Source organism: Ruegeria sp. D6, from assembly GCF_056534365.1.
The window spans coordinates 1,018,770-1,043,550 of the sequence record NZ_JBQFPH010000001.1; the positions used below are offsets into that span (position 1 = coordinate 1,018,770).

Consider the following 24,781-nt stretch of genomic DNA (forward strand, 5'->3'; position numbering starts at 1 on the left):
CGGAATTGGGGCAGGTCTACCCTGCCCCATATGTCATTTACGTGACGGGCAGCTTACGCTTCGGCTTTGACTTCCGGCGCGGCTTCTTCAGCGGGTGCTTCTTCGGCTACGACTTCTTCAACCGGAGCTTCTTCGAATGCACCCAGGTCAACGCCAGCAGCACCCATCTGAGCGGTCATGCCGTCCAGAGCTGCACGTGCGGCCAGATCGCAATACAGAGCGATTGCGCGCGCTGCGTCGTCGTTGCCGGGGATGATGTAGTCAACGCCATCGGGCGAGCAGTTGGTGTCGACAACAGCCACAACCGGGATACCCAGCTTGTTGGCTTCGGCGATAGCCAGTGCTTCTTTCTTGACGTCGATGACGAACAGTAGATCCGGAACGCCACCCATCTCGCGGATACCGCCCAGTGAAGCCTGCAGCTTGGCCTGGTCACGTTCCATGCCCAGACGCTCTTTCTTGGTCAGGCCTTCGGCACCCGACTCCATGGCTTCGTCGATCTGGTTCAGACGGTTGATCGACTGGGAAACGGTTTTCCAGTTGGTCAGCGTGCCGCCCAGCCAGCGGTGGTTCATGTAGTACTGAGCCGACTTTTCAGCGGCATCTGCGATCGGCTGAGCTGCCTGACGCTTGGTGCCTACGAACAGAACGCGACCACCTTTTGCGACGGTGTCACGAACAGCCTGCAGAGCCTGATCCAGCATCGGAACGGTCTGAGTCAGGTCCATGATGTGGATGCCATTGCGCGAGCCGTAGATGAACGGGCCCATGCGGGGATTCCAACGCTGTGTCTGGTGACCAAAGTGAACGCCAGCTTCCAGCAGCTGACGCATGGTGAACTCGGGAAGAGCCATGCTTTACTTTCCTTTTCCGGTTTACGCCTCGGCGGGGGTGAAAGAAGCGGATGCTCCAACCGGCGGGCCAGTTAAGGATGTCTCCCTCAAAAAGCCCAAACCCCGCCTGCGGGTTTGAATGGCGCGCGTATACGGCAGGTTTAGCATCAGCGCAAGGGCCAAATGCCCCTATTTTTCAAGCCGCGCCAGTGAATGCGCATGACGTACCGCGTCTTCGCAATGGGCTGCCAGAGCTTTGCGGTTTTCAAAGTCGCTAACCTTGGCTGGCGCGTGGTAGATCAATTCCACGGTGCCTTGTCGACGTGCCCCCAAAGTCTTAAGCAAATGCGGTCCGAAATCCATGTCGCCCCACCAGCCATAAAACCTATCGGGCTGACCTTGGGGAGCGTGAAAGATGACCGAAACCGGTTGAACATACATGAATTCCCGCAGCTCTTCAGTGAAGAACGCGGCAAAGAGTGTTGTTTTAAAGGGTAAAACTCGCTGTCCGTCGGTCGAGGTGCCTTCTGGAAAGAACAACAGCTTGTGCCCGGCTTTCAGACGTTCCTCGAAAATCCGGGTCTGCTCGCGGGCTTTCTTGCGATCACGTTCGATAAAGACCGTACCCGTCGCGCGTGCCAGCCAGCCGATGCCGGGCCATTTTGCAACTTCGGCTTTCGATACGAAATACACGCGCTTAAGGGCATTCAGCGCAAAGATATCCAGCCACGACGTATGGTTTGCAACCACAGCGCCGCGTTCCTGCATGAGCGCGCCAGAGGTGCGAAATCTGATCCCGAGAATTCGAAATGCATTGCGACAAACGAACTGAGAAATGAACGGTGTCACCGGCCGTTGAACGCCATAAAGCGGTCGTTCGATGAGACGTATGGCCAATAAGACGAACAGCCCCCCAAAAACCAGAAGGGCCAGCGGCAGACCGCGAAGTATCACCAGGACCCAACCTAAGAAACCAAGCTCAATTGGATCAGGAGCGTCTTCACTTTGCCACGATGGGTCGCTCACAGGGTTATGCTCCACCATAAATACGCCGCTGACGCTCATTCATGCGGGCTGTGTCAAGGATCAGACACACATCGGTTGTGTTGAAGGCATGATCGATAAATGCCCCCTCGCCCACGAATCCACCGAGGCGAAGGTAGGCCTTGATGAGAGACGGCACTTGAACCATCGCCGCGCGCCGATCCAGCGCGTCGGGTGCCAAAAGGTCCATTGATTGAAACACATCTGGCTGGGCCCGAACCCGCAAATCCAGCGGGGCAAGGTGGTTGTGATGCAGCATCGACAGCGGCTGCGCCAATTTGCTCACGTCGGTTCCGTGGAAACTCGCGACCCCGAACAAGACCTCAATATCACGCTCGGTGACGTATGCAGCCAGACCATTCCACAGATGATACATCGCCGTGCCACCACGATAATCCGGATGCACGCACGAGCGTCCAAGCTCCAACAGCTTGCGCCCGCTTTGTTTCAGGATGGTGAGATCGTATTCATCCTCGGAGTAGAATTGCCCCAGTTCGGCAGCTCGCTCACCAGGAAGCAGTCGATAGACGCCGATCACCTCTCCAGATGAATCGTCGATGGCGAGCATATGATCGAAGTATGGATCGAACCGATCCTTCTCGAGCCCCTCCTCATGATCCACCATCTCGCCGCCACCGCCCAATTCCTGAACAAACACGTCATAGCGCAGACGTTGGGCCGCCCGCAGTTCAACCTCGGTATTGGCTAATTTGACAGTGAATGAGGGGCCTTCGTCTGGCATCAAGAAAATTCCATCGATCGCGGTTGCGCGCTGATAACGCGATTGCTCGGCCAAAGGCAACAAGCCCGCGTTTTGCCCGAGTTGTTAACCTTTCCTAAACCAGTTTCACGGATCAAAGACCGGCATCAGGGCTATGCGTGTCCCGTCGATCACCACTTTCCCCTGCTCGCGAAAGTTAACGGTGATCTTGCCTCCGATATTGGACTGCACTTGTCCAACGCCCCAATCGGGGAAATCGGGGTGGCGGACATACATGCCCGGTGCAAGAATGGCATTCAGATCTGTCATATCGGGCCTCCGGGTCCAAGGCAGATGCAGCAGGAGGTACGCATGGGCGCGTCAGACGTCAACCTGGCCGAATTGATCGGCTCTCGGATCTGTCATGATCTGATCAGCCCCATTGGGGCAATTACCAACGGGCTTGAGCTGTTGGAGATGGTTGGCGCAGTCCAGGGCCCTGAAATGGAGCTGATTTCGGGCAGCGTTGGCAGTGCAGGCGCCCGCATCCGGTTTTTCCGCGTTGCCTTTGGATCAGCAAGCGATCAGCCATTGGGTCGCACCGAAGTGGTCGAGCTTCTTAAAGATGTGGAAAAGGCCGGGCGTCTGCGGATCAGTTGGAACCTGACCGAACCTGTCCCGCGCAATCAGGTTAAACTCGCGTTTCTGGCTGTGATGTGCTGTGAAAATGCGATGCCCTTCGGCGGCGAAGTGGAAATCGAAACTCAGGGCGACGCATGGACGGTGACTGGCGTTGCTGACAAGCTGAACCTCAATACGGGACTATGGAAAGGGATTGGCTCGGGGCGATTTACCGAAAAACTAAGCCCGGCGCAGGTTCAATTTGCCCTGCTGCCGGACACAGCCTCGACGATGGGTCGCAGGATCACGGCAGAAACGACCGCAACCCAGGTGACACTGCGGTTTTAGTGCCGCGTGGTCCCGTTTCCGCGCACCAGATACTTAAAACTGGTCAACTGAGCGGCACCGACGGGACCGCGCGCGTGCATCTTGCCGGTGGCGATACCAATCTCAGCACCCATGCCAAACTCACCGCCATCCGCGAATTGCGTCGAGGCATTATGCATCAGGATAGCGCTGTCGAGCCGTTCGAAGAAGTGCTCGGCGGCCGCGGAATCCTCGGTCATGATACTATCGGTGTGGCTTGAGCCAAACTGCCGGATATGCGCAATCGCGGCGTCGATATCTGCTACGGGCCGTGCAGCGATGATACTATCTAGGTACTCTTTGCCCCAGTCATCATCCGACGCAGGAATGGTGTTTTCATTGGCCAAAATGCCTTCGGCATGCACTTCAACACCCGCAGCTTGAAGAGCAGCGATTAGATCACGGCCCAGTGTTTCTGCAACGTCTTGATGGATCAGCAAGCATTCTGCCGCGCCACAGATACCGGTGCGCCGGGTTTTGGCGTTCAACACAACATCCAGCGTCTTCTGTGGATCGGCGGCTTTATCAACATAAATATGAACGATGCCTTCGAGATGCGCAAAGACGGGCACGCGCGCCTCGCGTTGCACAAGACCCACCAATCCTTTGCCACCTCGGGGAACGATGACGTCGACATAATCAGTCATGGTCAAAAGCTCTTGCACCGCAGCCCGGTCGCGAGTCGGCACCAGTTGAATGGCGTCTTCGGGCAAGCTAGCAGCTGCTAGCCCCTCAACCAGACATGCATGGATCGCGGTTGACGAATGAAAGCTCTCAGACCCGCCGCGCAAGATCACGGCGTTCCCGGATTTCAGGCACAATGCACCCGCATCCGCCGTAACGTTGGGGCGGCTTTCATAAATCACGCCGATTACACCCAAAGGCGTGCGCACACGCTGAATGTTGAGGCCCGAGGCCATGTCCCATTCGGCCAACACCTCACCCACAGGATCGGTCTGATCGGCAACGGTGCGCAGCCCGTCAACCATGCCCTGAACGCGTGCTTCATCCAGCATCAGGCGGTCCATCATCGCGGGGCTCAAACCCTTTTCTCGCCCGAACTCCAAATCCTTCTTGTTCGCTTCGATAATGTCGGCACGTTTGTGCCAAACGGCGTCTGCGGCTGCGATCAGCGCGGCGTGCTTGCGTTCGGCGGTGGCAAAGGCAAGCTCTTGCGAGGCTGCTTTGGCGCGCGCACCAAGGTCGGCCATCATTGCGGGAATGTTGTCGAAATCCTTCATCTCATGCGCCTTTCGGTCTCAGTTTATCAAATCACGCCCTTACAGCGCCAGATCGTCCCGGTGAATCAGGGCTGCGCGGCCAGGATAGCCTAGCGTCGCCTCGATTTCGGACGATTTACGTCCTTTGATCGCATCCGCCTCTTGCGCGGTATAGCGACTTAGCCCCTGTGCCAGCCTCCGCGCCTGCGCATCCAGAACAGCGACGGGATCGCCGCGACCAAAATCACCCGTGACCTCGACAATGCCAGCGGGCAACAGGCTTTTGCCATTGGAAAGCGCCCTTGCCGCGCCGTCATCGATCACGATCTCTCCGCGCGGTTTCATCGCCGAAATCCAGCGTTTCCGGGCTGCATGCGGATCGAGCGTGGCCGTGAACCAAGTGCAGCTCGCGCCATTTTCAAGCGTTTTCAGCGGGTTCAGGGGTGATCCTTCAGTTATCGCCATATCGCAGCCAGCTGCGGTTGCCATCTTGGCAGCCAACAGCTTGGTCTTCATGCCGCCCTTTGACAGCCCCGATCCCGCGTCACCTGCCATGGCCTCGATCTCGGGCGTGATCTGTTTGATCACGTCATATCGGGTGGCTGTCGTGTCCTCGTTGGGATTGCCCGAATAGAACCCGTCGACATCTGAAAGCAGGATCAACTGATCCGCGCCGATGGTCACGGCGATTTGCGCTGCCAGCCGGTCATTGTCGCCATACCGGATCTCATCCGTGGCGACTGTATCGTTTTCGTTGACAATCGGAACAACACCCAGGCTCAGCAGCGTTTCCAGCGTTGCACGGGAATTCAGATAACGCCGCCGATCTGAGCTGTCTTCCAACGTGACCAGCACCTGAGCGGTTTTGATCTCATGCGGCGTCAACGCTTCTTCATACGCACGGGCAAGCCGGATTTGTCCAACCGCCGCAGCGGCCTGTGACTGTTCCAGCGGCAGATTCTGCATCGGCAGGCCCAGTACACCTCGACCCAACGCGATTGACCCGGACGAGACCAGAACAACATCTGTCCCCTGCCCTTTCAGCCAAGCCACGTCCTGCGCCAGCGATTTCAGCCAATCCGACCTGAGCAATCCCGTATCCCGGTCGACCAACAAGGCCGATCCGATCTTGACCACCAGGCGGCGGGCATGGGTCAGGGTTGCCAAGGCGTGGCCTCCTCGGCGGGTTTCTGGCGCAGGCGGTTTTCATCGATCTGAGCCCGCAAGGACCGCAGCACCTCGGTCACGCCCAAATGCGCAACGCCTGACATGGTCATGACCGGGCCGCGAACGGCTTCTTCCAGTTCGGCCTTGATCAGTTCGCGTTCCTCATCGTCCAGAGCGTCGATCTTGTTCAAAACGGTGATACGTGGCTTATCCGCCAGCTCTCCGCCATAGGCCTCAAGCTCGGTGATGATTGTGCGATAGTCTTCGACCACAGTTTCCGAGGTGCCGTCGACCAGATGCAACAGTACCGCGCAGCGTTCTACGTGGCCAAGAAACCGGTCACCGATTCCACGCCCCTCATGCGCGCCTTCGATCAGACCTGGAATGTCGGCAACGACGAACTCCACGTTATCGACACCGACAACGCCCAGATTGGGGTGCAGCGTAGTAAAGGGATAGTCGGCGATTTTGGGCCGTGCATTGGATGTGGCAGCCAAGAAAGTTGATTTCCCGGCGTTGGGCATGCCCAAAAGACCCACATCCGCAATCAGCTTCAGCCGCAGCCAGATGGTGCGGTCGATCCCCGCCTGCCCCGGATTGGCGCGGCGCGGGGCCTGATTGGTCGCGGATTTGAAATGCAGGTTGCCAAAGCCGCCGTTGCCGCCTTTTGCCAGCAAAAACCTCTGACCAACCTCGGTCAGGTCACAAATCACGGTCTCTTCGTCTTCATCCAGAATCTCGGTTCCGACGGGAACGCGCAGGATGATGTCGTCACCATCCTTACCCGTACGCTGCTGACCGCGACCGGGTTGGCCGTTCTTGGCGAAAAAATGCTGTTGATAGCGAAAGTCGATCAGGGTGTTCAGCCCGTCCACAACCTCGGCCCAAACAGACCCACCCTTACCGCCGTCCCCACCATCGGGTCCGCCGTATTCGATGTACTTTTCACGTCTAAAGCTGACGCAGCCGCCACCTCCGGCCCCGGACCGGATGTAGACCTTTGCAAGATCGAGAAATTTCATAGCTGTCCCCTACTGCAAAGGCCCCATCGGCCACAAGTCAGAGTTTCTTTGTATAGGTCCACGTGGGCACATTCGCATCGCGCGCCACCGAATAGGTTTCCGCATCGCCAAGATACTGGAACCCGCAATGGGTCAGAACCCGGGCCGAGGCCGGGTTGTCCTGGAACACGCTGGCGAACATGGTCGCGTTTTCCAGCGGATTGGCGTTGACCAGCGTTTCAACGGCCAGCGATGCAATGCCGGTGTTCCAATACACCGGGGCGACCCAATAGCCGACCTCGGACTGGTTGCGATCCAGCCGGGTCAATGAAATCAGTCCGATCAGCTCCGGGCCACCATCCTTTGTGGCATCCATTGCCCAGACATCCTCGTCCCGGTCTTCGGCCATCGCGCGCATCACAAACGCCTCAATCGAGCCAGGTGGCAATGGATGCGGGATCGATGTCGTCATGCGCGCCACACGCTCATCGCCTGCATAGTGCTCAATGAGACCCAAATCCGACCGACGCAGAGGGCGAAGGTCGAACCGCTCGGTTTCAATGACCGGCTGATTTATTATTGCCTCAATTTTCATGAGTGCGTTCCTCCTCCGAACAACACAAAAAGTACGGACGCAACTGTCAAACTGGCTAACGTCCACATCAGATATTTTTCCGCAGGCCGACCTTCAACCGCATGGGCGATCCGATCTCCGGCAAATGTCCAGATCGGGTGCAATACGATCTGGCAGATTAACAAACAGAGAGCGATCGTGAGGGTCGCCTCAAAACTGGGTGTTCCTGTTGCCACAAACCCGGTGAAGCCTGCGATAATCATTGCCCAAGCCTTAGGGTTAAGAGGATGCACTATTAACCCCGCCAGAAAACCGGGCACTTGCTTATCCGATTGACCTCGGGAAAGCCGCAGATTGGCAATTTTCCACGCGAGCCAGCAAATATATGCAGCAGAAGCATATTTGAGTGTCTCGAACACCAACGGCGCTTGATCGGCAACTTGCATCAGGCCAAATCCAACCGGCCAGATGATCAGCTGTTTTCCCAGAATGACCCCGCCCACAAAGGGCAGTGCCGACCGAAAGCCAAAACGCGCACCTGTTCCCAGCAGGACCATATTGGCCGGTCCCGGCGTGCCGACCTGCGAAGCGGCAAAAATCAGGAAACTGGTGGTTGCGACTGTCATCGGTTCTGGTGATCACGACTGCGTTAAAACGAAAAAGGGACCGGCACTTTGTGCCGGTCCCCCATGAATTTTTCTTAAACCTTCTGGGTTTCGGCTTACTCTGCGGCCTCCGCCACTGGCAGGACCGAAATAAAGGTGCGGTTTTTAAGTCCCTTATGGAACTTCACGGCGCCATCGACAGTTGCAAAGATGGTATGGTCTTTGCCCATGCCTACGCCTTCGCCCGGCCAGAACTTGGTGCCGCGCTGACGTACGATGATGTTGCCTGCGATGGCGGCCTGGCCACCATACAGCTTCACGCCAAGGCGACGACCAGCTGAGTCGCGACCGTTACGGGAGGAACCGCCAGCTTTCTTATGTGCCATTCTCTCTCTCCTTAGCCCTGAGCCAGCTCTTTGGCTTGCTCAACCCATTCGGGTTTCACTTTGATGGTGTCGATAGCAGCAATCTGCTCGTCCGACAAGGCGGCCAGAGCGGCAAAGCTTTCGATACCGGCTTCAACCAGCTTTTTGGCAGCGGCAGGGCCGACACCATTAAGAGCAGTCAGATCGTCAGCGGCAGCAGCTGCGGCGGGTGCCTCTGCTTTGGCTTCAGCTTTCTTGGCAGGCTTTTTTGCCATCGGAGCAGCTTCGCCAGCCGGTGCCGAACCGGTTGCAGCTTTGATGCCCGACTTGTCAGCGCCTGACGACAGGATGTCGGTGATTTTGACCAGAGTCAGTTTCTGACGGTGACCAACGGTACGCTTCGAGCTGTGTTTACGACGGCGCTTGACGAACTTGATGACCTTGTCACCTTTGATCTGTTCGATCACTTCGGCCTGTACGCCTGCGCCTTCAACGAAAGGTGCACCAACAACCGGTGCGTCGCCGCCCAGCATCAGAACATCGTTGAATTGAACTTTTTCACCTGCGTCGGCAGCCAGCTTTTCAACACGGAGCACATCGCCCGCCTGAACCTTGTACTGCTTGCCGCCAGTCTTGAGGACCGCAAACATGCGTCTTTCCTTTGTCTAACCGCGTTCTGTGGTCCCCGATTGGGTGTTTCCGGCTTTCGCCACCTCGAACAGCGCGCCCTTTTCGGGCTGTGTGAATGACCTTTGGCACATGCCATCAGGTCAAAGAATAACGATACCCGGCGCGGAAAGCCGGCCGGGATGCGCGCTTATCGAAGCATTCATGAAGAAAGTCAACCAAAAATCTGCGGCTCAGAGATCCGACGCTTTCATGGCTTGCGCGACGGTTTGACCAAGCTGGTAAGAGATGCCGTTTAGCATTTCATCAAAACCCATGAACAAAGCGGAATTCAAGGCCCGACCCGCATCGGTGCGGGAAAAGGCGATGTTCTCTCGCATCTGAGACTCGTTCAACGGCTGATAGGCCAATAAAAGGAACGAGTACATCCATTCAGTTGTCTCTGCCCTGGTGTTCTCATGCTGAGATAGCAGTTCCTGCAACACGGATGCATCGTCGAACAGGGCACTTTGCCCAGAGGCAAGTCCTTGGTAAAAACTATAATCAGCGCTGATGGTGCCTTGCACATTTTTCTCGATCAGGTCGTTGACCTGCACATATTCATCTACAAGACGAAAAAACATGCCCTCGCGATCAGCCTGTTCGTAAGCGCTGCGTGCCATCTCTTCGATCGCGTCATCTGCAATGGCCCGGCGCGCCGAATTTTCCAGAGAAACGATGCTTTGCCCCAGTTCGCTTTCAAAAAAGATCGAAGCTTGTTCTAGCTGCGCATCGGACATCATCTCGCCAACAGACAGCGAAAGTTGCTGGTGCATCGTAGTCGGATCGTACAGATCCTCAACTTGCGCCAAAAAATAGGCTCCTCCTGAGCTGCCCAGCATCGACTCGTTGATTGCATGCCCTTGCGCCACGCCTTCTTCACTAAGAATTTTCATAAAATCCAAAATATGCATCGCCTGCATCAGTCTTTCAGCACGCTCGCTTGCGGCCAGAGGCAGCGCCCAGATCGTCAAACAGAGTGCCGTAGCTAAAACTCGCATCAGATATCCTGCGCCGGGCGCAATTCGGCCATACGGGCGGCCAATACTTCAAACCGCATCGCCATGATTTCATATTGGATCGCATTCAACAGCTCATAGACCTCCTGCATCAGAGGCTGTTCCAGAGCGTCAACATAGGCGTCGACATCCTCATCCGAGAAATCCTGGTAGGTGTAAGCCGCCCCTGCCAAAGCTGACAGTTGCAGAGATCGACGCAACTCACCTTCATTGCGTTGGATCATCGCGCGCAGTTCATCTCCGCTCAGTTGCATGTCGATAATGCCAGACGCACTTGCCGCCAGCAAAAACCGCACCTGGATCTCTTGCAGCGCGCGCAGCGAGGTTCCGCTGGCGTCCACCGCACGGTTCATGCGTTTCAGGCTTTCAACACGAGATGAGCCTTCTTTTATCAACTTCGAGACGATTTCTTGCCCGGCCAGTTGTTTGGCATCATCATCGTCATCCATATGAGCGGCGTTTTCAGCAACGACCAGTCTTTGCCCCAACTCCGAGGCGTAAAACGAGACCGCGTGGACCAGCGCCTCTTCGCTAAGCGTCTGTTCAAGGATCGAGACAGCCGTTTCGTGCATCAAAGCGGTATCAAACACCTCTTCGGTCAGACGCGCCCAATCCGATCCGAAGCCGTCAGGGTCGATACCTAGCATCTGCGGGGCCGAAGCAGAGGCCTGCGCTATGCTTTCCAAGGCAACGTCAAACCCTGTCGTGGTCAGAAACGCCTCAATCTGATCCTGACTGGCGGCCTGAGATGGCGAGGCCATGACACCAAGCGAGAAAATTGGAAGGATGAGGCTGATTGCGAACTGGCGTATAAAGTAAGTCATACATATCAGCCTAGGTGTTTTCTTACCTCTGGCAATGGAAAATCCCACTAACGTCAAAATCCGGAATTTTCTGCTTGCACCCCTGCCCGTTCACCACTAAATCCCCCCCTCACAGACCCCCGCGGAGAGGTGCCGGAGTGGTCGAACGGGGCGGTCTCGAAAACCGTTGTGGGTGCAAGCCCACCCAGGGTTCGAATCCCTGTCTCTCCGCCATAAATCAATTCATCGTTCAAGGCTGTTTCTTTGCTTGTGTTGCGATTCCTGCAATGGATGGCATGATGTTGCCACTGCCTGCAGTGTCAATCAGCGCAGTGTGGCTCAAACCCGCAATATGCTGCAAACTCACGTGTTTTCCCCTTTGCTTTAACGTACGTTAACCCCATCTGAGCGACACATCATTTGAAGGAGACATCCAATGTCGCGTCTTTTACTTATCGTAGCCATCGCCGTTATCGGCGGAGGCGCTTACTATTTCGCCACAAAACCTGAACCAACCCCTGCCGAGCAGTTGCAATCGGCGGCTGAAGATGCCTCAGAGGCGGTTGGTGAAGCAGCGTCGGCAATACAAGAGGGCGCTGCTGATGCCGTTGAGGCGGCGACTGAACAAGCATCCGAGGCTGCGTCCTCGATTGCTGATCAGGCCTCGGAAGCTGCATCTTCGGTATCGGAACAGGCCAGCGACGCTGCTACATCTTTGACCGAGCAGGCCAATGATGCAGCCTCAGCAGCTGGCGATCAGGTCGCAGCGCTTGCCGGTCAGGGGCAGGAACTGTTCAACTCGTGGGTTCAGGACGGCATGCTGACCGCGCAGAATTTCGACTATGACGCAATCGTCACGTCGGTTCAGGAAAGCGCCTTGTCTCAGGACATCAAAACACAGGTTATGAAGATCCTCGACGAGATCAAAGCGTCGCCTGAGCTGGTTGTCGCGAAGATACAGGATCTGCGCAATCTGATGACGCAGCAGTGATCAATTCCAGAACCAGCCCCAAGAGGGCTGGTTCACCCGGTCGGGATGCGACTTAATTTGCGTCACATTACGGCATTACCCAATTGACATAGCTCACCGTGTTTGATTGCTTTCTTGAGATTGTTTTTAAAAAATAAAACCTTTTGTCAGTGTGTTACATTGTGACGACGAAGGCCTCGTGCTGAACTCGCATCAAAGAAGGATCGAACGATGACCACCCTGCCCGACACCATGTTTGCCGTTGTTCAGACGCAGGACGGATATTCCGGCACAGCCACGGGACCGACGCTGGAGAATGCCTCGGACTGGTTAGCGGAGGCCGAGCTGCCTTTGCCTGTGCCCAAGGCGGGACAGGTTTTGATCAAACTGCGCACAGCCTCGGTGAACCCGTCAGATATTCATTTCATCAAAGGGGAATATGGTCAGCCGCGGGTCAAAGGCGCCGCAGCAGGGTTCGAGGGGTGCGGAGATGTTGTTGCCACCGGTACCGGGGCTGACGCACTGCTGGATCAGCGCGTGGCCTTTGTGGCAGCAGGCTCTGGTGCTTGGGCCGAATATGTTGTGACGCAGGCCCAGATGTGTATCCCCTTGCGCCCCGAAATCTCGGATGAAGACGGGGCGGCGCAGATCGTAAACCCGCTAACCGCAATGGCGATGGTGGATATCGCTCGGGCTGAGGGCGAGGCTTTTGTAGTCTCTGCCGCCACCAGCCAGCTTGGTAAGTTGATGTGCAGCCTTGGACGGGATCTTGGGTTGAAACCGATCGCTCTGGTGCGGCGCGCCGAAACGGTCGAGATGTTAAAAGGCCTGGGTGCGGCAGAGGTGGTCGTGACCAGCGATACGGATGCGCCGACGCGGTTTGCCACGATCAGTGCAGATCTGAAACCTCGTGTTTTTCTCGACGCGGTTGCCGACCAACTGTCAGAGCAGGTGTTCTGCGCGATGCCCAATGGCGCGCGGTGGGTTTGCTATGGGAAACTCAGTACGGAAATGCCGAAGTTGACTCAGATGGGCCAGTTGATCTTCATGAGCAAACGGATCGAGGGTTTCTGGCTGACCCGCTGGATGATGGACACCCCCCCGGCTGATCAAATGCGAGTTGTCAGCGAAGTGCAGGCGCGATTTGCAGATGGGCGCTGGCGCACAGATGTTTCCGCACGGCTTTCGCTACGAGAAGTGCTGCCAAATCTGGCGGATGCTCTGAAAAAGAGTGACGGGAAGGTGATAATCACTCCATAGTAGAACAAAGCGCCGGACTTAACCGGCTTAGGGAGGGTGAGATTGGATAACGCACAGCTGCTGATTAGCGGGCTGGCGAATGGTTGTGTCTACGGCCTGATCGCCCTTGGCTTTGTACTGATTTACAAAGCCACCGAGGCAGTGAATTTTGCGCAGGGCGATTTCATGATGCTGGGTGCGTTTGTCACCATTGGCCTTACGAATACGGAATATATGGGGCTGCCCTTCTGGCTGGCGCTACCGATTTCACTGGGGATTATGGGCGCACTTGGGTATCTGATCGATCGGCTGATCATCCGCCGCGTCTTTGGCGAAAGTCAGACTGCCGTGGTGATCCTAACCATCGCCTTGGGCTTTGTGATCAGGTTTGCAGCTGGTCTGATCTGGGGGCACGAGCCGCAAACGCTGCAGAACCCATTGGCTGGTAAGGAAATCCGGTTCGGTGGTCTTGTGCTGGGGATGGAGGACGTGGCCGTGATTGTTGTCACCGTCCTACTGACCTGGGGTCTTTATGTGTTCTTCAGCAAGACCAAGCTGGGGCTTGCCATGCAAGGTGCGTCTCAAAACCAGTTGGCGGCATATTACATGGGGATCCCGGTCAAGTGGGTTCAGGGCTTAATCTGGGCATTGGCCGGAGTTGTCGCTGGGATTGCCGGAATTTTGTTCGCGGCCAAAGGCTCGGTCGATCCCACAACTGGGCTTCTGGGAATCAAGGCATTTGCAGCAGCTGTGATAGGCGGATTCGGCAGCCTGCCCGGCGCTTTGGCCGGCGGGCTAATCGTCGGCGTAATCGAGCCCTTTGCCAGCCGCTATATCGCAGCCGGGTACAGTCAGATCGCGCCTTATGCGCTGTTGCTGGCAGTTCTGATCTTTCGACCGCATGGGCTGTTCAGCCAGGTGCGGGTCAAGAAGGTCTGATCGCATGCGGATTGTTTTCAAAACAAACTATATGCAGGACATTCGCCCGTGGAAGGATGGCTATCAGCTTAGCCTCTATCTGATCCTGTTGGCGGTCGTAGCCGCTGCGCCGTGGTGGCTGGATGATTTCTATCTTGGGGAACTGACTAATGTCCTGATCTGGGCCATCGCGGGTTTGGGCTTGATGATCCTAACCGGCCATACCGGGCAGGCCAGCCTTGGCCATGCCGCCTTTCTGGCCGTTGGGTGCTATGCCAATGTCATCCTGATTGAGGCTGGGGTGCCCTTTCTGCTGGCGTTCCCGTTGGCGGGCCTGTTGACCGGCATCGTCGGAGCAACCGTCGCTATTCCTGCCCTGCGCCTGCATGGCATCTATCTTGCGATCTTCACCCTGGCTCTGTCTGTGCTCATGGACGACATCATCGTTCTGGCCGAACCCGTCACCGGAGGTGTCGCGGGTAAATATCTGGGTGGTGTCGAAATCTTCGGACATCTGGTCGATCGTTGGGCCACCCCGGCCCCGTTTTTCTGGCTGGTGCTGGCCGTCGCCGTTATCGTGACACTGGGCTATATCAACCTATTGCGCGCGCCCTTGGGCCGCAGCTTCATCGCCGTACGAGACTCTGAGGTCTCAGCGCAGGCGATGGGTGTGGATATCGCGCGCACCAAGACGATCTCTTTCGCCCTCTCCTGCGCGGTCACCGGACTAGCAGGCGCATTGATGGGTATGTTCTCTGGGGCGTTCAATAACGAGACCTTCAGTGTCGTAATTTCCATCCAATTGCTGATGATGATCGTTATCGGAGGTCTGGGCTCAATCCATGGCGCGTTTTTGGGCGCAATCGTGATCGGTTTCCTGCCGCAGTTTCTGTCGATTTCAAAGGAATACGCAGCAGCCCTGTTTGGCGGCAATACGGTCGCCATTCCGGGGCTCGAATTCGGCATCTTTGGCATGATCCTGATCGCCTTCATCCTGTTCGAACCGATGGGTTTGTATGGTCGATGGCTAAAAATCCGGACGTGGTTCGAACTGTTCCCCTTCTACCGCAAGGACATGTTCAAAAGACAAAAGTCCTATCTCAAGACGGAGCGTCTGAGATGAGCTTGCTGGAGTTTGAAAACGTTACCCTGAAATTCGGCGGTCTGACTGCTGTGGATGATCTGTCCTTCAACGTGCAAGAAGGTGAGGTGTTCGCCATCGTCGGTCCCAACGGCGCAGGCAAATCAACGGTCTTCAACCTGATTTCGCGCTTCTATGATCCTTATGCAGGGGCGATCCACTTTGACGGGCATGATCTGCTGCTTATCAAGCCCTCGGGTGTCGCGGCCTATGGCGTCGCGCGGACGTTCCAGAACATTGAACTGTTCGAACATGCGACCGTTTTGCAGAACCTCCTGGTCGGTCGCCACCGGCACCGCAAAACCAATCTGATCTCGGAAATTCTGTTCACGCCCTCTGCACGACAGCAGGAGATCGAGAACCGAGAAAAGGTTGAAGAGATCATCGACTTCCTCGACCTCCAGGCCTTTCGTGACAAGATGATCTCGGGCCTCCCCTATGGCGTGCGTAAGGTGGTCGAAGTCGCCCGAGCGTTGGCCACCGATCCAAAACTCCTGCTGTTGGACGAACCCGCCTCGGGCCTATCGGTGGAAGAGACCACAGATATGCGTTGGTGGATCGATGACATCCGGCGTCAGATGGGCATTACCGTGCTTATGGTAGAGCACGATATGGGTCTGGTCTCGGGCGTGTCCGACCGGGTTCTTGCCATGGCCGACGGAGCGAAGCTTGCCCTTGGAACCCCAGCCGAAGTTCAATCTCATCCTGCTGTGGTAGAGGCCTATTTGGGCAAAGCTTCATGAACCAACCGATCCTTAGCATTCGCAATGTTGAAAGCTTTTATGGCCCGATCATGGCCATTCGTGGCGTGTCATTGGACGTGCATCGAGGGCAGGTCGTTTCAATCCTGGGCGCAAATGGCGCGGGCAAGACAACGCTGATGAAAACAATCTCAGGCGTGATGGATCCCGAAAAAGGTTCAATCACATTTGACGGTCAGCAGATACAGGGATCGGAACCTCACAAGGTCGTGCAAAAAGGCATCGTCCATGTGCCCGAGGGACGCGAGGTCTTTCCACTTTTGACCGTCGACGAGAATCTGAATCTTGGGGCTTATACCCTGTCGGATAAAGGACAGATCGATCATGACCGCGATCTGGTGTTTTCCTACTTTCCTGTGTTGAAAGACCGCCGCAATCAAGAGGCTGGCACTCTGTCCGGCGGGCAACAGCAGATGCTGGCGATTGGGCGCGGCCTGATGGCTAACCCGCGTATCATGCTGCTGGATGAGCCCTCGCTGGGCCTATCGCCGCTGCTGGTGCAAGAGATTTTTGGCATTCTCAAACGCCTGAATGACGAACAGAGCATGACAATGATGCTGGTCGAGCAGAACGCCAATGCGGCACTGGAACTCGCCCATCATGGCTATGTAATGGAGATCGGACGGATCGTTATGGATGGTGCGGCTGAAACCTTGCTGCAATCCGAGGACATTCAGAATTTCTATCTGGGCGTTCAGGAAGAAGGCGCGCGAGAAAACCGCCGCTGGAAACGCAAGAAGACATGGAGGTGAGCTGGATGGACGCAAGCCCCCTGCCCCCTCAGACCAGAATCAACGGTGTGCAGTTCAACGCTACGCCAGGTCAGAGACCCCTGCGAGTCGATGGCTGTGTCACGATATGCGAGCTATTCCAGAAACGCTGTGCCGAACTGGAACAGCGTACGGCGCATCGCGAGAAGGACTTCGGCATCTGGAAATCCTACTCATGGGCCGACTACTGGCAACACGCCAAATGGATCGGGCTGGCCCTGCGCAAGCTGGGTCTGCAACGTGGCGAGGTTGTCTCGATCCTGTCCGAAGACCGCAAGGAATGGGCGTGGTTCGACATGGGCATCCAGTGTGTCGGAGGGATTGCTTCGGGCGTCTACACCACAGATTCGGCCAGCCAGTTAAAATATCTGATCAATGACAGTGGCAGCCGGTTTCTGATCGTTGAAGATGAAGAGCAGTTGGACAAGTTCCTCGAAGTCGAGGCGGATCTGCCCGATTTGCTCAAGGTCATTATCCTTGAGGATGAAGGCCTGCACGACCTGGATCATCCGCGTTGCATGATGATCGAGGACTTGTACGCTCTGGGGCAGCAGGCTCAGGTCGATGAACCCGGCGCATTCGAAGCAGAAATCGCTGAAACCACGTCACAAGACACCGCCCTGCTCATATATACTTCAGGTACCACCGGTAATCCCAAAGGCGCCATGCTGAGCCATGAGAACATCATGGCCGCGATCGAGGCAGGGGCACATTCCCTGCCCTCCCAATCAGCCGACGAACAGCTATGTTTTCTGCCGCTCTGTCATATCCTCGAACGCGACGTATCGATCTACTACCCGCTTGCGATGAAGACTACTGTGAATTTCGCTGAAAGCCCCGAGACAGTGTTCTCCAACCTGCAAGAGGTCTCTCCCGCCACCTTCACTGCCGTCCCGCGCGTGTGGGAGAAGATCTACTCGCAGGTCATGTTCATGGCGAAAGAAGCAACGCCCACAGGGCGCTTCGCCTTTGCACAGGCGCTCAAGTCTGGAATGGCGCGGGCCGAATTTATCCTTGCAGGCAAACCTGTTCCAGCACCGATCGCTATGCAGTTCTGGCTTTGGGATCGGCTTGTCCTGCGTAACCTGCGCCGGATGCTGGGCTTAGATCGTCTCCGCCGAGGCGGCTCTGGTGCAGCGCCGATCTCTCCCGATTTGCTCAGGTGGTATTGGGCAATTGGTGTGCCCATTGTCGAGGGCTTCGGTATGACTGAAACCGCCGGCATAGCAGCGCTGAACACGCTTGAGGCCAACAAGATCGGCACCATTGGAAAACCTGTTCCTGGCAACGACCTGCGCATCGCGGAAGACGGAGAAATTCAGGTCAAAGGCCTGAACGTCTTTCAAGGCTACTGGCGCAACAATGCCAAAACAGCTGAAAGCTTCACCTGCGACGGTTGGCTGCGCACTGGGGATATGGGGCATATCGACGAGGAAGGCTTTGTCACCATCACAGGGCGCCTCAAGGACATCATCATTACTGCGGGCGGTAAGAACGTCACGCCCGCAGAGATCGAGAGCGGGTTGAAGTTCAGCCAGTATATCTCGGACGCGGTGATCATCGGGGATCGGCGCAAGTACCTGACGGCGCTAATCATGATCGATCAGGAAAACGTTGAGAAATTCGCACAAGAGCGCAAGATCCCCTTTTCGAACTTTTCTTCCCTTTGTGCTGCGTCCGAAGTGACGGAGTTGATCGGCAATGAAATCGCAGCGGTCAATAAGGACTTTGCGCGGGTCGAACAGATCAAGAATTTCCGGCTGATCGATGTGTTGCTCACTGCCGAAGATGAGGAGCTGACGGCGACGATGAAACTCAAACGTGGTCTGGTGGAAAAGAAACACGCACATCTCATTGAAGATATGTACAATTAGTTAAGGGGCGACCCAACAGGGAGGAGAAGTATGAAACACTTATTTAAGGGCCTTGCCGCAGCGACGGCATTGACTGCATCCGCCACGATCAGCTGGGCGCAAACACAAGGCGTGACAGATGACGAGATCGTCATTGGCTCAGTCAACGACCTCAGCGGCATCTTCGCTGCCGTGGGCGTTCCGGCCACCAAAGGCGCAAATGTGGTCTTTGATCGCGTCAACGCCGAGGGTGGCGTGCATGGCCGCAAGATCCGCTTTGTCGTCGAGGATAACGGCTATCAGATGCCACGCGCGATGCAGGGCTATAACAAGCTGCTGAACCGCGACAAGGTTTTCGCGATGTTGCAGTCGCTGGGTACGCCGATGAATGTTGCTGGGTTCAAGCTGCTGGACCCGAAAGGTATTCCCAACGTCGCCCCTCTAACCGCCGCGCGGCAAATGCTGCAAGAGCCGATGAAGAACAAGTTCACCTCATTCTCGACCTATTACGATCAAGCTCGGATCGGGGTGAAGTATCTGAACGGTGAGTTCGGATCGCAAACCGTTTGCACCATGTATCTGCCCACCGATTTCGGTGAGGAAATTCTGGAAGGCAGCAAAGCGGGAGCCGAAGAGGCTGGCATCACTTTCGGCGCTGAGACCACCCATAAACCGGACGAGACGGATTTCGTGGGGTCCTTGAGCAAGCTTAAAGAAGAAGGTTGTGACATCGTCACGATGGCGCTCGGCGTGCGTCAGGCAATCACTGTTGTTGGAACGGCCAAGAAAATGGGCCTGACCGACATGAAGTTCCTCGGCACCTCTGCCAGCTTCCTAACCGTGGTGGCGCAGGTGCCCGGTGGTGTGACCGACGGTTTCTATGCGGCGGCCTCGTGGCTGGATCTCTGGGCGCGCGCCGAAGAGCCAGCCCCGGCAGCATTTATTGCTGAATACAAAGAGGCTACGGGCGAAGACCCGGTCGGATTTTCAATGCTGGGCTATTCAGCGGCCGAGATGATGGTCAAAGCGCTTGAAGCTGCAGGTCCTGATCTGACGCATGATAGCTTTATCGCCGCGATGGAATCTCTGGATTACATGGATGAGTTGGTCGGCAACCAGATCACATATGGGCCCGATGACCATCAGGGTGCTGACTCTGTATTTGTCAGCGTCGTCGAAAATGGTGCGTGGAAACTGGTTTACGAAGAATAAACCGACCAAAGAAAAAGGGCTCGCAGTTGCGAGCCCTTGCCAATTCGGTATCCGTAGCGATTAACGCTTCGAGAACTGGAACGAACGACGCGCTTTACGCTTACCGTATTTCTTACGTTCCACAACGCGGCTGTCGCGGGTCAGGAAGCCAGCGGCTTTCAGAGCGCCACGCAGCGACGGATCGTACAGTTGCAGCGCTTTCGAGATACCGTGCTTGACCGCACCGGCCTGACCGGTCAGGCCACCGCCTTTGACGGTTGCAACAACGTCGAACTCACCTTCCACACCAGCAACCTGGAACGGCTGGCGCAGGATCAGCTGCAGAACGGGACGCGCAAAATACTTGTCCTGATCCTTGCCGTTTACGGTGACTTTGCCGGAACCCGGCTTGATCCAAACGCGGGCGACAGCGTCTTTACGCTTGCCGGTGGCGTAGGAACGACCCAGCTCGTCACGTACGGGTTCACGTACGATGACTTCTTCGGCCACGGTTTCAACGCCTGCGACGGCGCTCAGCTCTTCGAGAGTATTGATCTGATCAGCCATCGGTCATTAGCTCCGGGTGTTTTTCTTGTTCATGGACTTTACGTCCAGAACTTCGGGCGCTTGCGCCTCATGAGGATGCTCGGCACCAGCATAAACGCGCAGGTTGGTCATCTGCTGACGCGCCAGACGGTTGCCCGGCAGCATGCGCTTGACCGCTTGGGTCACGACGCGCTCGGGGTGTGCACCCTCAAGGATCTGCTGCTTGGTGCGCGACTTGATGCCGCCCGGGTGGCCAGTGTGCCAGTAGAAGTTCTCTTCGCGCTTCTTGCCGGTCATCTGGATTTTGTCAGCGTTGATCACGATGACATTGTCGCCCATGTCCATGTTGGGTGTGAACGACGCTTTGTGCTTGCCACGCAGGCGCATGGCGACGATCGAGGCAAGACGGCCCAGAACAACGCCCTCGGCGTCGATCAGGATCCATTTCTTGTCGATGTCTGCAGGTGTTGCAGAAAAGGTTTTCATGGCAGGATAGTCCTGTTTGATGTGAAAGACCGCCCCTTGGCGGAGCGGCCCGAATTCGATGGAGGGGGTTTAGACCTACTAGTTATGCAGGTCAATACAGGCAAAGTATAATATATCTATCAATAACAATAACTTATAAAATAGGTATTATTTTACCCCAAAATTTCTTCGGCATATCCAACTTTACGTAGTTTAGCTAAGCTAGACTCAACCAAGATCATCCAATGTCGGAGGTGGCAATGCAAGAATTGGAACAGGTTATCGCTGCCTATGGTGCGGCATGGCAGTCGACCGATCCCGAAAGGCGACTGAGCCTTCTTGAGCAGTGTTTTACACAAACTGGTCGTTACGTCGATCCAACTGCAGAAGTTTCCGGCAGAGATCAACTCAATGCCCATATCGGAGCGGTTCTGAGTGATACAAAGGGCCGAGTTGAGCTGACCAGTGAGCCGAATTCACACCATGATGTGGTCCACTTCACCTGGCATATGGTTGCTCCCGATGGTTCCATTATGGTGGCCGGACATGATTTCATTCGTCTCGATGCCGATGGTAAAATTGCACATTTGTCGGGCTTTTTCGGCGACCCTTCCCCGGTGCAATAACGGCTAGACGCTTATTTGTTCGGGTGGGTTATCCAGCAGCGCGCGCAGGCGCAGCATGGCATCTTCGAACTTCTCAAGCGAGACATGCCCATTCACCGCTATACGAACGGCATTTGGCGCGCGACCATCCCGCAGCGCGAATTCATCGGCCGATCGCAGCTGAATACCTTCCCGCTCGGCCGCCCGGCTGAACGCAGCAGACCGCCAACCGGAAGGCAGATGAAGCCAGACGAAGGGAATTTCAGAATCCCAGTTTAGATCGAAGCCGCCCAGGGCGTTTACCGCCACACGTACATATTCGCCCATCTTGGTACGGACGTTTTTTGCAAGTTGCCTCGCCTCTGGATGTCCCAACAGCAACCGCGTCAACTCAGCCAAAGGCTGGGCGAGCCCGAAATACCCGTATTCTGCAGAACGCCGCAGATCGACGCTCTGCTCTTTCGGTGCGATGGCGAAACCTACCCGTAATGCTGGTGTGAGAGTTTTCGAAATTGACGAAACATGCCAGCCCCGTTCGGGTGCCAAAGCACGATAGCTGGGCGCGCGGGCCTCGCCCATGCGATAGCAATCGTCTTCGATGATCTGTAATTCATGCTTTCGCGCAATCTCGACAACTTCTTTGCGCCGCTCCAAAGGTGAATGCCCGCCCGTTGGGTTCTGCACTTCGGGTGAGACGCAGATCGCCTGCGCCTTCGTTTGCCTGAGGATGTGGTCTAGCGCCTCGGGGCTTATGCCCCATTTGTCCATTTTTACCCCGACAACCTCGGCGCGCATCAACTCACCTGCCCGTCTGAATCCGGCATAAGACAAGTCCTCAACCAACACGATGGGTTTCGGATCTTTCAGAACGGTCTGGAACACGACGCAAATGCCACTTTGCCCACCGTGTGTCAGTACAATGTCATCTGCATTCAATGAGCCCAGAGGAAGATCTGACAACCAGTCGGCCACAACCTGACGCACGGGTAGGTAGGCATCTCGGGTCGGATAGTTCATAAACATCCGCGGATCGCCTTTTGCAACCTTTTCAAGGCATTCGCGGATTAATGTCACCTGCCCCACATCCGGCAAGCGTGGGCTGAACAGGCTGACATTGGATTCATATTTGTCGTCCCTCAGATGTAGCTGCCGCGACCAGACATCATCCAGAATGGGCGATCTCGGCGGGGCTACAAATGTACCACGCCCGACCTCGGCTTGTAGCAAACCTTCATCGGTCAGGATCGTATAGGCGCGCGCGACAGTGCCTGGTGTAATCTTTAATCGATACGCTAACTCACGCACCGGAGGTAGTTTCTTTCCAACCTCCAGTGTTTTGTTTTCTATCGCTTTTCGGATCGTGTCAGCGACCAGAGTATATTTTGGACCTTTGGATTTCGGTAACGCCTCTGGCCAAATTGTATCCATTACAATTCTTCCTTTGATTTCGACACAATGCTGAATGTATCAAGGCAGTGTACCGAACATATTTACTTTGTGTCAATACAATTTGAAAGGATACCCAAGATGACACGCGCAATGCACAACCCCGCCCTCTTGCTGCTGAACGACAGCCCCCGGCTGCCGCTGATCGCCGCGCTGGCCGTGCGGTTTGCGGCGTCGGTCACACAATGGGAACAACGCCGCCGCAGCCGGGTAAACTTAGGTAAGCTGGATGACAGGCTGCTCCGCGATGTCGGGCTGACCCGCCATCGGGCAGATGCAGAAGTCAGCCGCTATTTCTGGATGAAATAGACTATCCCCAGTCCCATCTAAGGGACCTCTTCCTGGCCGGGGTTTATCCCCGGCCTTTTTTACCCAAAGGCAGCAGCGGCTGAGCCTTCTGGAGGAAGCGAATAGGTCATGCTGGCCCGCGCGACGGGTTTGTCAGAGCCTTCCGAGTAAATCAGCACATCCCCGACAGCCAGAGTTCGACCTAATTTCAACAACCTACACTCAGCAATCAGGTCCGCCCCGCCTTCGGGCTTGCGCAAGAAATCCAGAGAACTGTTGGTGGTGACAGCCAGAGATTGCCGACCTTTCCGTGCCAAAACCATTGCATATACACTGACATCGGCCAGCCCGAACATGGACGGACCAGATACTGTGCCTCCGGGGCGCAGGTGACGGTCTTCGACCCTCAGGCGCATGGTGATGTTGGCTTCTGTCAGATCCTCGACCACAAAGTCGCTATGAACCTGTGGAAACACCTGCGCCAGGTATTCCGTCAATTCTTGCTTGTTCAGTACTAATGACATGCTTCCCCTCGTCGCTCTGCCCGCCTAGAGTTGGCCTGAACGCCAGCGGGAGGGCAAGATGGCAATTCTGGAACGTCACGACACAGGTGCGATTGCACGGCTTCGAATGAACGCGCCTGAGCGGTTGAACGCCCTCAGCGATGAAATGCTGGCGGCCCTGCAGGCAGAGTTCAATGCGCTGCGCGAAGACAAGTCGATTCGTGTTGTTGTTCTTTCCGGTGCGGGGAAAGCCTTTTGCGCGGGGCACGATCTGAAACAGATGACCCAGGGGCGGCAGGCACCCGATGGTGGGCTTTCCTATTTTCAGGATCTGTTCGACCGATGTGCCAAGATGATGATGTCCATTCAGTCCCTGCCCCAACCCGTGATCGCCCAAGCGCACGGGATCGCCACTGCCGCAGGGTGTCAGCTTGTAGCAACCTGTGACCTGGCAATCGCGGCCGAGGGTACACGGTTCGGCGTAAATGGTGTCAATATCGGCTTGTTCTGCTCCACTCCGATGGTGGCTCTCAGCCGGAATATACCGCGGAAACAGGCGTTTGAAATGCTCACGACCGGTGATTTTATCACCGCCGAACGCGCGGCTGAGCTGGGTCTGATCAATCGAGCGGTTCCCGAGAACTTGTTGGAAGATGAAACCAATGCGTTGGCCGAGAAGTTGGCAGGCAAGCTCAGCAGTGCGGTGAAAATCGGTAAAACCGCTTTTTATCAACAGATTACAATGCGGACTGATCAGGCATACGATTATACCGCCGAGGTAATGGCACAGAATATGATGGACCGGAATACTGAGGAAGGAATTAGTGCCTTTATCGAAAAGCGCCCGCCTGATTGGCACCAGTAACGCAATTATTTAATACATTTTTGCCGACTGTTCGCATTTTTTCACTTTTCAAAAGGGCGACACTGTGGCAAAGCTGGGTCAAGGCCAAGGCCTGACCATACTTTTGGGTCGCCGTGGGCGGAAGGTCCCTCCAAGCTGGTTTCTCTCACCGGCGTTGACATTCCCGCAGCGGCGACCCCAAGAATCCCCCTCAGAACTAAAGCGATTACTGCGCATTGCGCATGGCGCTGCTCTGC

The 24,781-nt window shown here is 55.9% G+C and carries 28 protein-coding genes, 1 tRNA gene and 1 pseudogene; 13 read left to right on the forward strand and 17 right to left on the reverse strand.

The window, feature by feature from the left end:
* Window positions 1–53: 53 nt before the first annotated feature.
* The 4 genes from rpsB to ACR0A1_RS05070 form a co-directional block, all read right to left on the reverse strand.
* Window positions 54–854: a 30S ribosomal protein S2 gene (gene rpsB / locus ACR0A1_RS05055; RefSeq protein WP_170405761.1), complete on the reverse strand. Its 801-nt coding sequence runs from the start codon at window positions 852–854 to the stop codon at window positions 54–56.
* A 168-nt stretch (window positions 855–1,022) separates the two neighbouring features.
* Window positions 1,023–1,877 (reverse strand): lyso-ornithine lipid O-acyltransferase, encoded by an 855-nt coding sequence (gene olsA, locus ACR0A1_RS05060; protein WP_480753791.1) that lies wholly within the window; start codon window positions 1,875–1,877, stop codon window positions 1,023–1,025.
* Window positions 1,864–2,619, reverse strand: a complete 756-nt coding sequence (gene olsB, locus ACR0A1_RS05065) for an L-ornithine N(alpha)-acyltransferase (RefSeq protein ID WP_480866489.1) — start codon at window positions 2,617–2,619, stop codon at window positions 1,864–1,866. Before olsB ends, olsA begins: the two co-directional genes overlap by 14 nt.
* Before the next feature lie 105 nt (window positions 2,620–2,724).
* Entirely contained in the window at window positions 2,725–2,907 is a 183-nt protein-coding gene (locus ACR0A1_RS05070) for a DUF3553 domain-containing protein (protein WP_010440107.1), read from the reverse strand.
* A gap of 42 nt (window positions 2,908–2,949) precedes the next feature.
* On the opposite strand from ACR0A1_RS05070, the gene ACR0A1_RS05075 reads away from it, so the two are divergent.
* On the forward strand, window positions 2,950–3,546 hold the full coding sequence (locus tag ACR0A1_RS05075; protein WP_170735040.1) for a histidine phosphotransferase family protein: 597 nt from the start codon (window positions 2,950–2,952) through the stop codon (window positions 3,544–3,546).
* Here ACR0A1_RS05075 and ACR0A1_RS05080 read toward each other — a convergent pair.
* The 9 genes from ACR0A1_RS05080 to ACR0A1_RS05120 all read right to left on the reverse strand — a co-directional run bounded on the left by ACR0A1_RS05080 (window position 3,543) and on the right by ACR0A1_RS05120 (window position 11,005).
* Window positions 3,543–4,805, reverse strand: coding sequence for a glutamate-5-semialdehyde dehydrogenase (locus tag ACR0A1_RS05080; protein WP_480866491.1), 1,263 nt, complete (start codon window positions 4,803–4,805; stop codon window positions 3,543–3,545). The two genes, ACR0A1_RS05075 and ACR0A1_RS05080, sit on opposite strands and share 4 nt — an antisense overlap.
* Window positions 4,806–4,844: 39 nt before the next feature.
* The gene (gene proB / locus ACR0A1_RS05085; RefSeq protein WP_480866493.1) at window positions 4,845–5,951 is read right to left on the reverse strand and encodes a glutamate 5-kinase; all 1,107 of its coding nucleotides are present in this window, start codon (window positions 5,949–5,951) and stop codon (window positions 4,845–4,847) included.
* Window positions 5,939–6,973: a GTPase ObgE gene (gene obgE, locus ACR0A1_RS05090; RefSeq protein WP_170393084.1), complete on the reverse strand. Its 1,035-nt coding sequence runs from the start codon at window positions 6,971–6,973 to the stop codon at window positions 5,939–5,941. The genes proB and obgE overlap by 13 nt, the downstream gene beginning before the upstream one ends.
* A 37-nt stretch (window positions 6,974–7,010) precedes the next feature.
* On the reverse strand, window positions 7,011–7,547 hold the full coding sequence (locus tag ACR0A1_RS05095; RefSeq protein ID WP_170393085.1) for a GNAT family N-acetyltransferase: 537 nt from the start codon (window positions 7,545–7,547) through the stop codon (window positions 7,011–7,013).
* Window positions 7,544–8,152: a LysE family translocator gene (locus ACR0A1_RS05100; RefSeq protein ID WP_170509934.1), complete on the reverse strand. Its 609-nt coding sequence runs from the start codon at window positions 8,150–8,152 to the stop codon at window positions 7,544–7,546. Before ACR0A1_RS05100 ends, ACR0A1_RS05095 begins: the two co-directional genes overlap by 4 nt.
* A 95-nt stretch (window positions 8,153–8,247) precedes the next feature.
* Window positions 8,248–8,517 carry a 50S ribosomal protein L27 gene (gene rpmA, locus ACR0A1_RS05105; RefSeq protein ID WP_010440093.1) on the reverse strand — a complete coding sequence of 90 codons (270 nt, stop codon included), beginning with the start codon at window positions 8,515–8,517 and terminating at the stop codon, window positions 8,248–8,250.
* A gap of 11 nt (window positions 8,518–8,528) precedes the next feature.
* Window positions 8,529–9,146: a 50S ribosomal protein L21 gene (locus ACR0A1_RS05110; protein WP_480866496.1), complete on the reverse strand. Its 618-nt coding sequence runs from the start codon at window positions 9,144–9,146 to the stop codon at window positions 8,529–8,531.
* 210 nt (window positions 9,147–9,356) lie between these two features.
* A complete protein-coding gene (locus ACR0A1_RS05115; RefSeq protein ID WP_170608870.1) occupies window positions 9,357–10,163 on the reverse strand; it encodes a DUF2059 domain-containing protein in 807 nt (268 codons plus the stop codon).
* Window positions 10,163–11,005, reverse strand: a complete 843-nt coding sequence (locus tag ACR0A1_RS05120; RefSeq protein WP_170421599.1) for a DUF2059 domain-containing protein — start codon at window positions 11,003–11,005, stop codon at window positions 10,163–10,165. The genes ACR0A1_RS05115 and ACR0A1_RS05120 overlap by 1 nt, the downstream gene beginning before the upstream one ends.
* Before the next feature lie 123 nt (window positions 11,006–11,128).
* On the opposite strand from ACR0A1_RS05120, the gene ACR0A1_RS05125 reads away from it, so the two are divergent.
* From ACR0A1_RS05125 to ACR0A1_RS05165, 9 genes are all read left to right on the forward strand, one after another.
* Window positions 11,129–11,218: transfer RNA gene (locus tag ACR0A1_RS05125), tRNA-Ser, on the forward strand.
* A gap of 202 nt (window positions 11,219–11,420) precedes the next feature.
* Window positions 11,421–11,975 (forward strand): hypothetical protein, encoded by a 555-nt coding sequence (locus ACR0A1_RS05130; RefSeq protein ID WP_170393102.1) that lies wholly within the window; start codon window positions 11,421–11,423, stop codon window positions 11,973–11,975.
* 210 nt (window positions 11,976–12,185) lie between these two features.
* Window positions 12,186–13,214, forward strand: a complete 1,029-nt coding sequence (locus ACR0A1_RS05135; RefSeq protein WP_223118057.1) for an alcohol dehydrogenase catalytic domain-containing protein — start codon at window positions 12,186–12,188, stop codon at window positions 13,212–13,214.
* A 42-nt stretch (window positions 13,215–13,256) separates the two neighbouring features.
* Window positions 13,257–14,132: a branched-chain amino acid ABC transporter permease gene (locus ACR0A1_RS05140; RefSeq protein ID WP_480866498.1), complete on the forward strand. Its 876-nt coding sequence runs from the start codon at window positions 13,257–13,259 to the stop codon at window positions 14,130–14,132.
* Between the two features lie 4 nt (window positions 14,133–14,136).
* A complete protein-coding gene (locus ACR0A1_RS05145) occupies window positions 14,137–15,234 on the forward strand; it encodes a branched-chain amino acid ABC transporter permease (protein WP_170817764.1) in 1,098 nt (365 codons plus the stop codon).
* On the forward strand, window positions 15,231–15,995 hold the full coding sequence (locus ACR0A1_RS05150; RefSeq protein ID WP_480866501.1) for an ABC transporter ATP-binding protein: 765 nt from the start codon (window positions 15,231–15,233) through the stop codon (window positions 15,993–15,995). The genes ACR0A1_RS05145 and ACR0A1_RS05150 overlap by 4 nt, the downstream gene beginning before the upstream one ends.
* A complete protein-coding gene (locus tag ACR0A1_RS05155) occupies window positions 15,992–16,765 on the forward strand; it encodes an ABC transporter ATP-binding protein (RefSeq protein ID WP_170405694.1) in 774 nt (257 codons plus the stop codon). The genes ACR0A1_RS05150 and ACR0A1_RS05155 overlap by 4 nt, the downstream gene beginning before the upstream one ends.
* A 5-nt stretch (window positions 16,766–16,770) precedes the next feature.
* Window positions 16,771–18,657, forward strand: coding sequence for an AMP-dependent synthetase/ligase (locus ACR0A1_RS05160; RefSeq protein ID WP_480866503.1), 1,887 nt, complete (start codon window positions 16,771–16,773; stop codon window positions 18,655–18,657).
* Window positions 18,658–18,687: 30 nt separating this feature from the next.
* Window positions 18,688–19,848 carry an ABC transporter substrate-binding protein gene (locus ACR0A1_RS05165; protein ID WP_170393109.1) on the forward strand — a complete coding sequence of 387 codons (1,161 nt, stop codon included), beginning with the start codon at window positions 18,688–18,690 and terminating at the stop codon, window positions 19,846–19,848.
* 60 nt (window positions 19,849–19,908) lie between these two features.
* Here ACR0A1_RS05165 and rpsI read toward each other — a convergent pair whose 3' ends face one another.
* Window positions 19,909–20,394 carry a 30S ribosomal protein S9 gene (gene rpsI, locus ACR0A1_RS05170; RefSeq protein ID WP_039535473.1) on the reverse strand — a complete coding sequence of 162 codons (486 nt, stop codon included), beginning with the start codon at window positions 20,392–20,394 and terminating at the stop codon, window positions 19,909–19,911.
* Between the two features lie 6 nt (window positions 20,395–20,400).
* On the reverse strand, window positions 20,401–20,859 hold the full coding sequence (gene rplM / locus ACR0A1_RS05175; RefSeq protein WP_039536983.1) for a 50S ribosomal protein L13: 459 nt from the start codon (window positions 20,857–20,859) through the stop codon (window positions 20,401–20,403).
* A gap of 239 nt (window positions 20,860–21,098) precedes the next feature.
* On the opposite strand from rplM, the gene ACR0A1_RS05180 reads away from it, so the two are divergent.
* Window positions 21,099–21,464, forward strand: a complete 366-nt coding sequence (locus tag ACR0A1_RS05180; RefSeq protein WP_480585020.1) for a nuclear transport factor 2 family protein — start codon at window positions 21,099–21,101, stop codon at window positions 21,462–21,464.
* Window positions 21,465–21,467: 3 nt separating this feature from the next.
* Here the strand turns inward: ACR0A1_RS05180 and ACR0A1_RS05185 are convergent, their stop codons facing one another.
* Window positions 21,468–22,871: an aminotransferase-like domain-containing protein gene (locus ACR0A1_RS05185; protein ID WP_480866506.1), complete on the reverse strand. Its 1,404-nt coding sequence runs from the start codon at window positions 22,869–22,871 to the stop codon at window positions 21,468–21,470.
* Window positions 22,872–22,970: 99 nt separating this feature from the next.
* On the opposite strand from ACR0A1_RS05185, the gene ACR0A1_RS05190 reads away from it, so the two are divergent.
* Window positions 22,971–23,198 (forward strand): YjiS-like domain-containing protein, encoded by a 228-nt coding sequence (locus tag ACR0A1_RS05190; RefSeq protein ID WP_170393113.1) that lies wholly within the window; start codon window positions 22,971–22,973, stop codon window positions 23,196–23,198.
* Window positions 23,199–23,257: 59 nt separating this feature from the next.
* Here ACR0A1_RS05190 and ACR0A1_RS05195 read toward each other — a convergent pair whose 3' ends face one another.
* A complete protein-coding gene (locus ACR0A1_RS05195; protein ID WP_480866508.1) occupies window positions 23,258–23,701 on the reverse strand; it encodes a PaaI family thioesterase in 444 nt (147 codons plus the stop codon).
* A 49-nt stretch (window positions 23,702–23,750) separates the two neighbouring features.
* On the opposite strand from ACR0A1_RS05195, the pseudogene ACR0A1_RS05200 reads away from it, so the two are divergent.
* Window positions 23,751–24,545: pseudogene (locus ACR0A1_RS05200) on the forward strand (enoyl-CoA hydratase); the annotation flags it as partial.
* Between the last annotated feature and the right edge of the window lie 236 nt (window positions 24,546–24,781).

Excerpts from the sequence above, each read along its gene's own strand:
- olsA (WP_480753791.1), bottom strand. The coding sequence starts at position 1,877 with ATGGTGGAGCATAACCCTGTGAGCGACCCATCGTGGCAAAGTGAAGAC.
- ACR0A1_RS05115 (WP_170608870.1), bottom strand. The coding sequence starts at position 10,163 with ATGCGAGTTTTAGCTACGGCACTCTGTTTGACGATCTGGGCGCTGCCT.
- ACR0A1_RS05145 (WP_170817764.1), top strand. The coding sequence starts at position 14,137 with ATGCGGATTGTTTTCAAAACAAACTATATGCAGGACATTCGCCCGTGG.
- ACR0A1_RS05195 (WP_480866508.1), bottom strand. The coding sequence starts at position 23,701 with ATGTCATTAGTACTGAACAAGCAAGAATTGACGGAATACCTGGCGCAG.
- rplM (WP_039536983.1), bottom strand. The coding sequence starts at position 20,859 with ATGAAAACCTTTTCTGCAACACCTGCAGACATCGACAAGAAATGGATC.
- ACR0A1_RS05080 (WP_480866491.1), bottom strand. The coding sequence starts at position 4,805 with ATGAAGGATTTCGACAACATTCCCGCAATGATGGCCGACCTTGGTGCG.
- obgE (WP_170393084.1), bottom strand. The coding sequence starts at position 6,973 with ATGAAATTTCTCGATCTTGCAAAGGTCTACATCCGGTCCGGGGCCGGA.
- ACR0A1_RS05130 (WP_170393102.1), top strand. The coding sequence starts at position 11,421 with ATGTCGCGTCTTTTACTTATCGTAGCCATCGCCGTTATCGGCGGAGGC.
- ACR0A1_RS05095 (WP_170393085.1), bottom strand. The coding sequence starts at position 7,547 with ATGAAAATTGAGGCAATAATAAATCAGCCGGTCATTGAAACCGAGCGG.
- ACR0A1_RS05075 (WP_170735040.1), top strand. The coding sequence starts at position 2,950 with ATGGGCGCGTCAGACGTCAACCTGGCCGAATTGATCGGCTCTCGGATC.
- ACR0A1_RS05070 (WP_010440107.1), bottom strand. The coding sequence starts at position 2,907 with ATGACAGATCTGAATGCCATTCTTGCACCGGGCATGTATGTCCGCCAC.
- rpsB (WP_170405761.1), bottom strand. The coding sequence starts at position 854 with ATGGCTCTTCCCGAGTTCACCATGCGTCAGCTGCTGGAAGCTGGCGTT.
- rpmA (WP_010440093.1), bottom strand. The coding sequence starts at position 8,517 with ATGGCACATAAGAAAGCTGGCGGTTCCTCCCGTAACGGTCGCGACTCA.
- ACR0A1_RS05150 (WP_480866501.1), top strand. The coding sequence starts at position 15,231 with ATGAGCTTGCTGGAGTTTGAAAACGTTACCCTGAAATTCGGCGGTCTG.
- ACR0A1_RS05185 (WP_480866506.1), bottom strand. The coding sequence starts at position 22,871 with ATGGATACAATTTGGCCAGAGGCGTTACCGAAATCCAAAGGTCCAAAA.
- rpsI (WP_039535473.1), bottom strand. The coding sequence starts at position 20,394 with ATGGCTGATCAGATCAATACTCTCGAAGAGCTGAGCGCCGTCGCAGGC.
- olsB (WP_480866489.1), bottom strand. The coding sequence starts at position 2,619 with ATGCCAGACGAAGGCCCCTCATTCACTGTCAAATTAGCCAATACCGAG.
- ACR0A1_RS05160 (WP_480866503.1), top strand. The coding sequence starts at position 16,771 with ATGGACGCAAGCCCCCTGCCCCCTCAGACCAGAATCAACGGTGTGCAG.
- ACR0A1_RS05190 (WP_170393113.1), top strand. The coding sequence starts at position 22,971 with ATGACACGCGCAATGCACAACCCCGCCCTCTTGCTGCTGAACGACAGC.
- ACR0A1_RS05120 (WP_170421599.1), bottom strand. The coding sequence starts at position 11,005 with ATGACTTACTTTATACGCCAGTTCGCAATCAGCCTCATCCTTCCAATT.
- ACR0A1_RS05135 (WP_223118057.1), top strand. The coding sequence starts at position 12,186 with ATGACCACCCTGCCCGACACCATGTTTGCCGTTGTTCAGACGCAGGAC.
- ACR0A1_RS05180 (WP_480585020.1), top strand. The coding sequence starts at position 21,099 with ATGCAAGAATTGGAACAGGTTATCGCTGCCTATGGTGCGGCATGGCAG.
- ACR0A1_RS05165 (WP_170393109.1), top strand. The coding sequence starts at position 18,688 with ATGAAACACTTATTTAAGGGCCTTGCCGCAGCGACGGCATTGACTGCA.
- ACR0A1_RS05155 (WP_170405694.1), top strand. The coding sequence starts at position 15,992 with ATGAACCAACCGATCCTTAGCATTCGCAATGTTGAAAGCTTTTATGGC.
- ACR0A1_RS05100 (WP_170509934.1), bottom strand. The coding sequence starts at position 8,152 with ATGACAGTCGCAACCACCAGTTTCCTGATTTTTGCCGCTTCGCAGGTC.
- ACR0A1_RS05110 (WP_480866496.1), bottom strand. The coding sequence starts at position 9,146 with ATGTTTGCGGTCCTCAAGACTGGCGGCAAGCAGTACAAGGTTCAGGCG.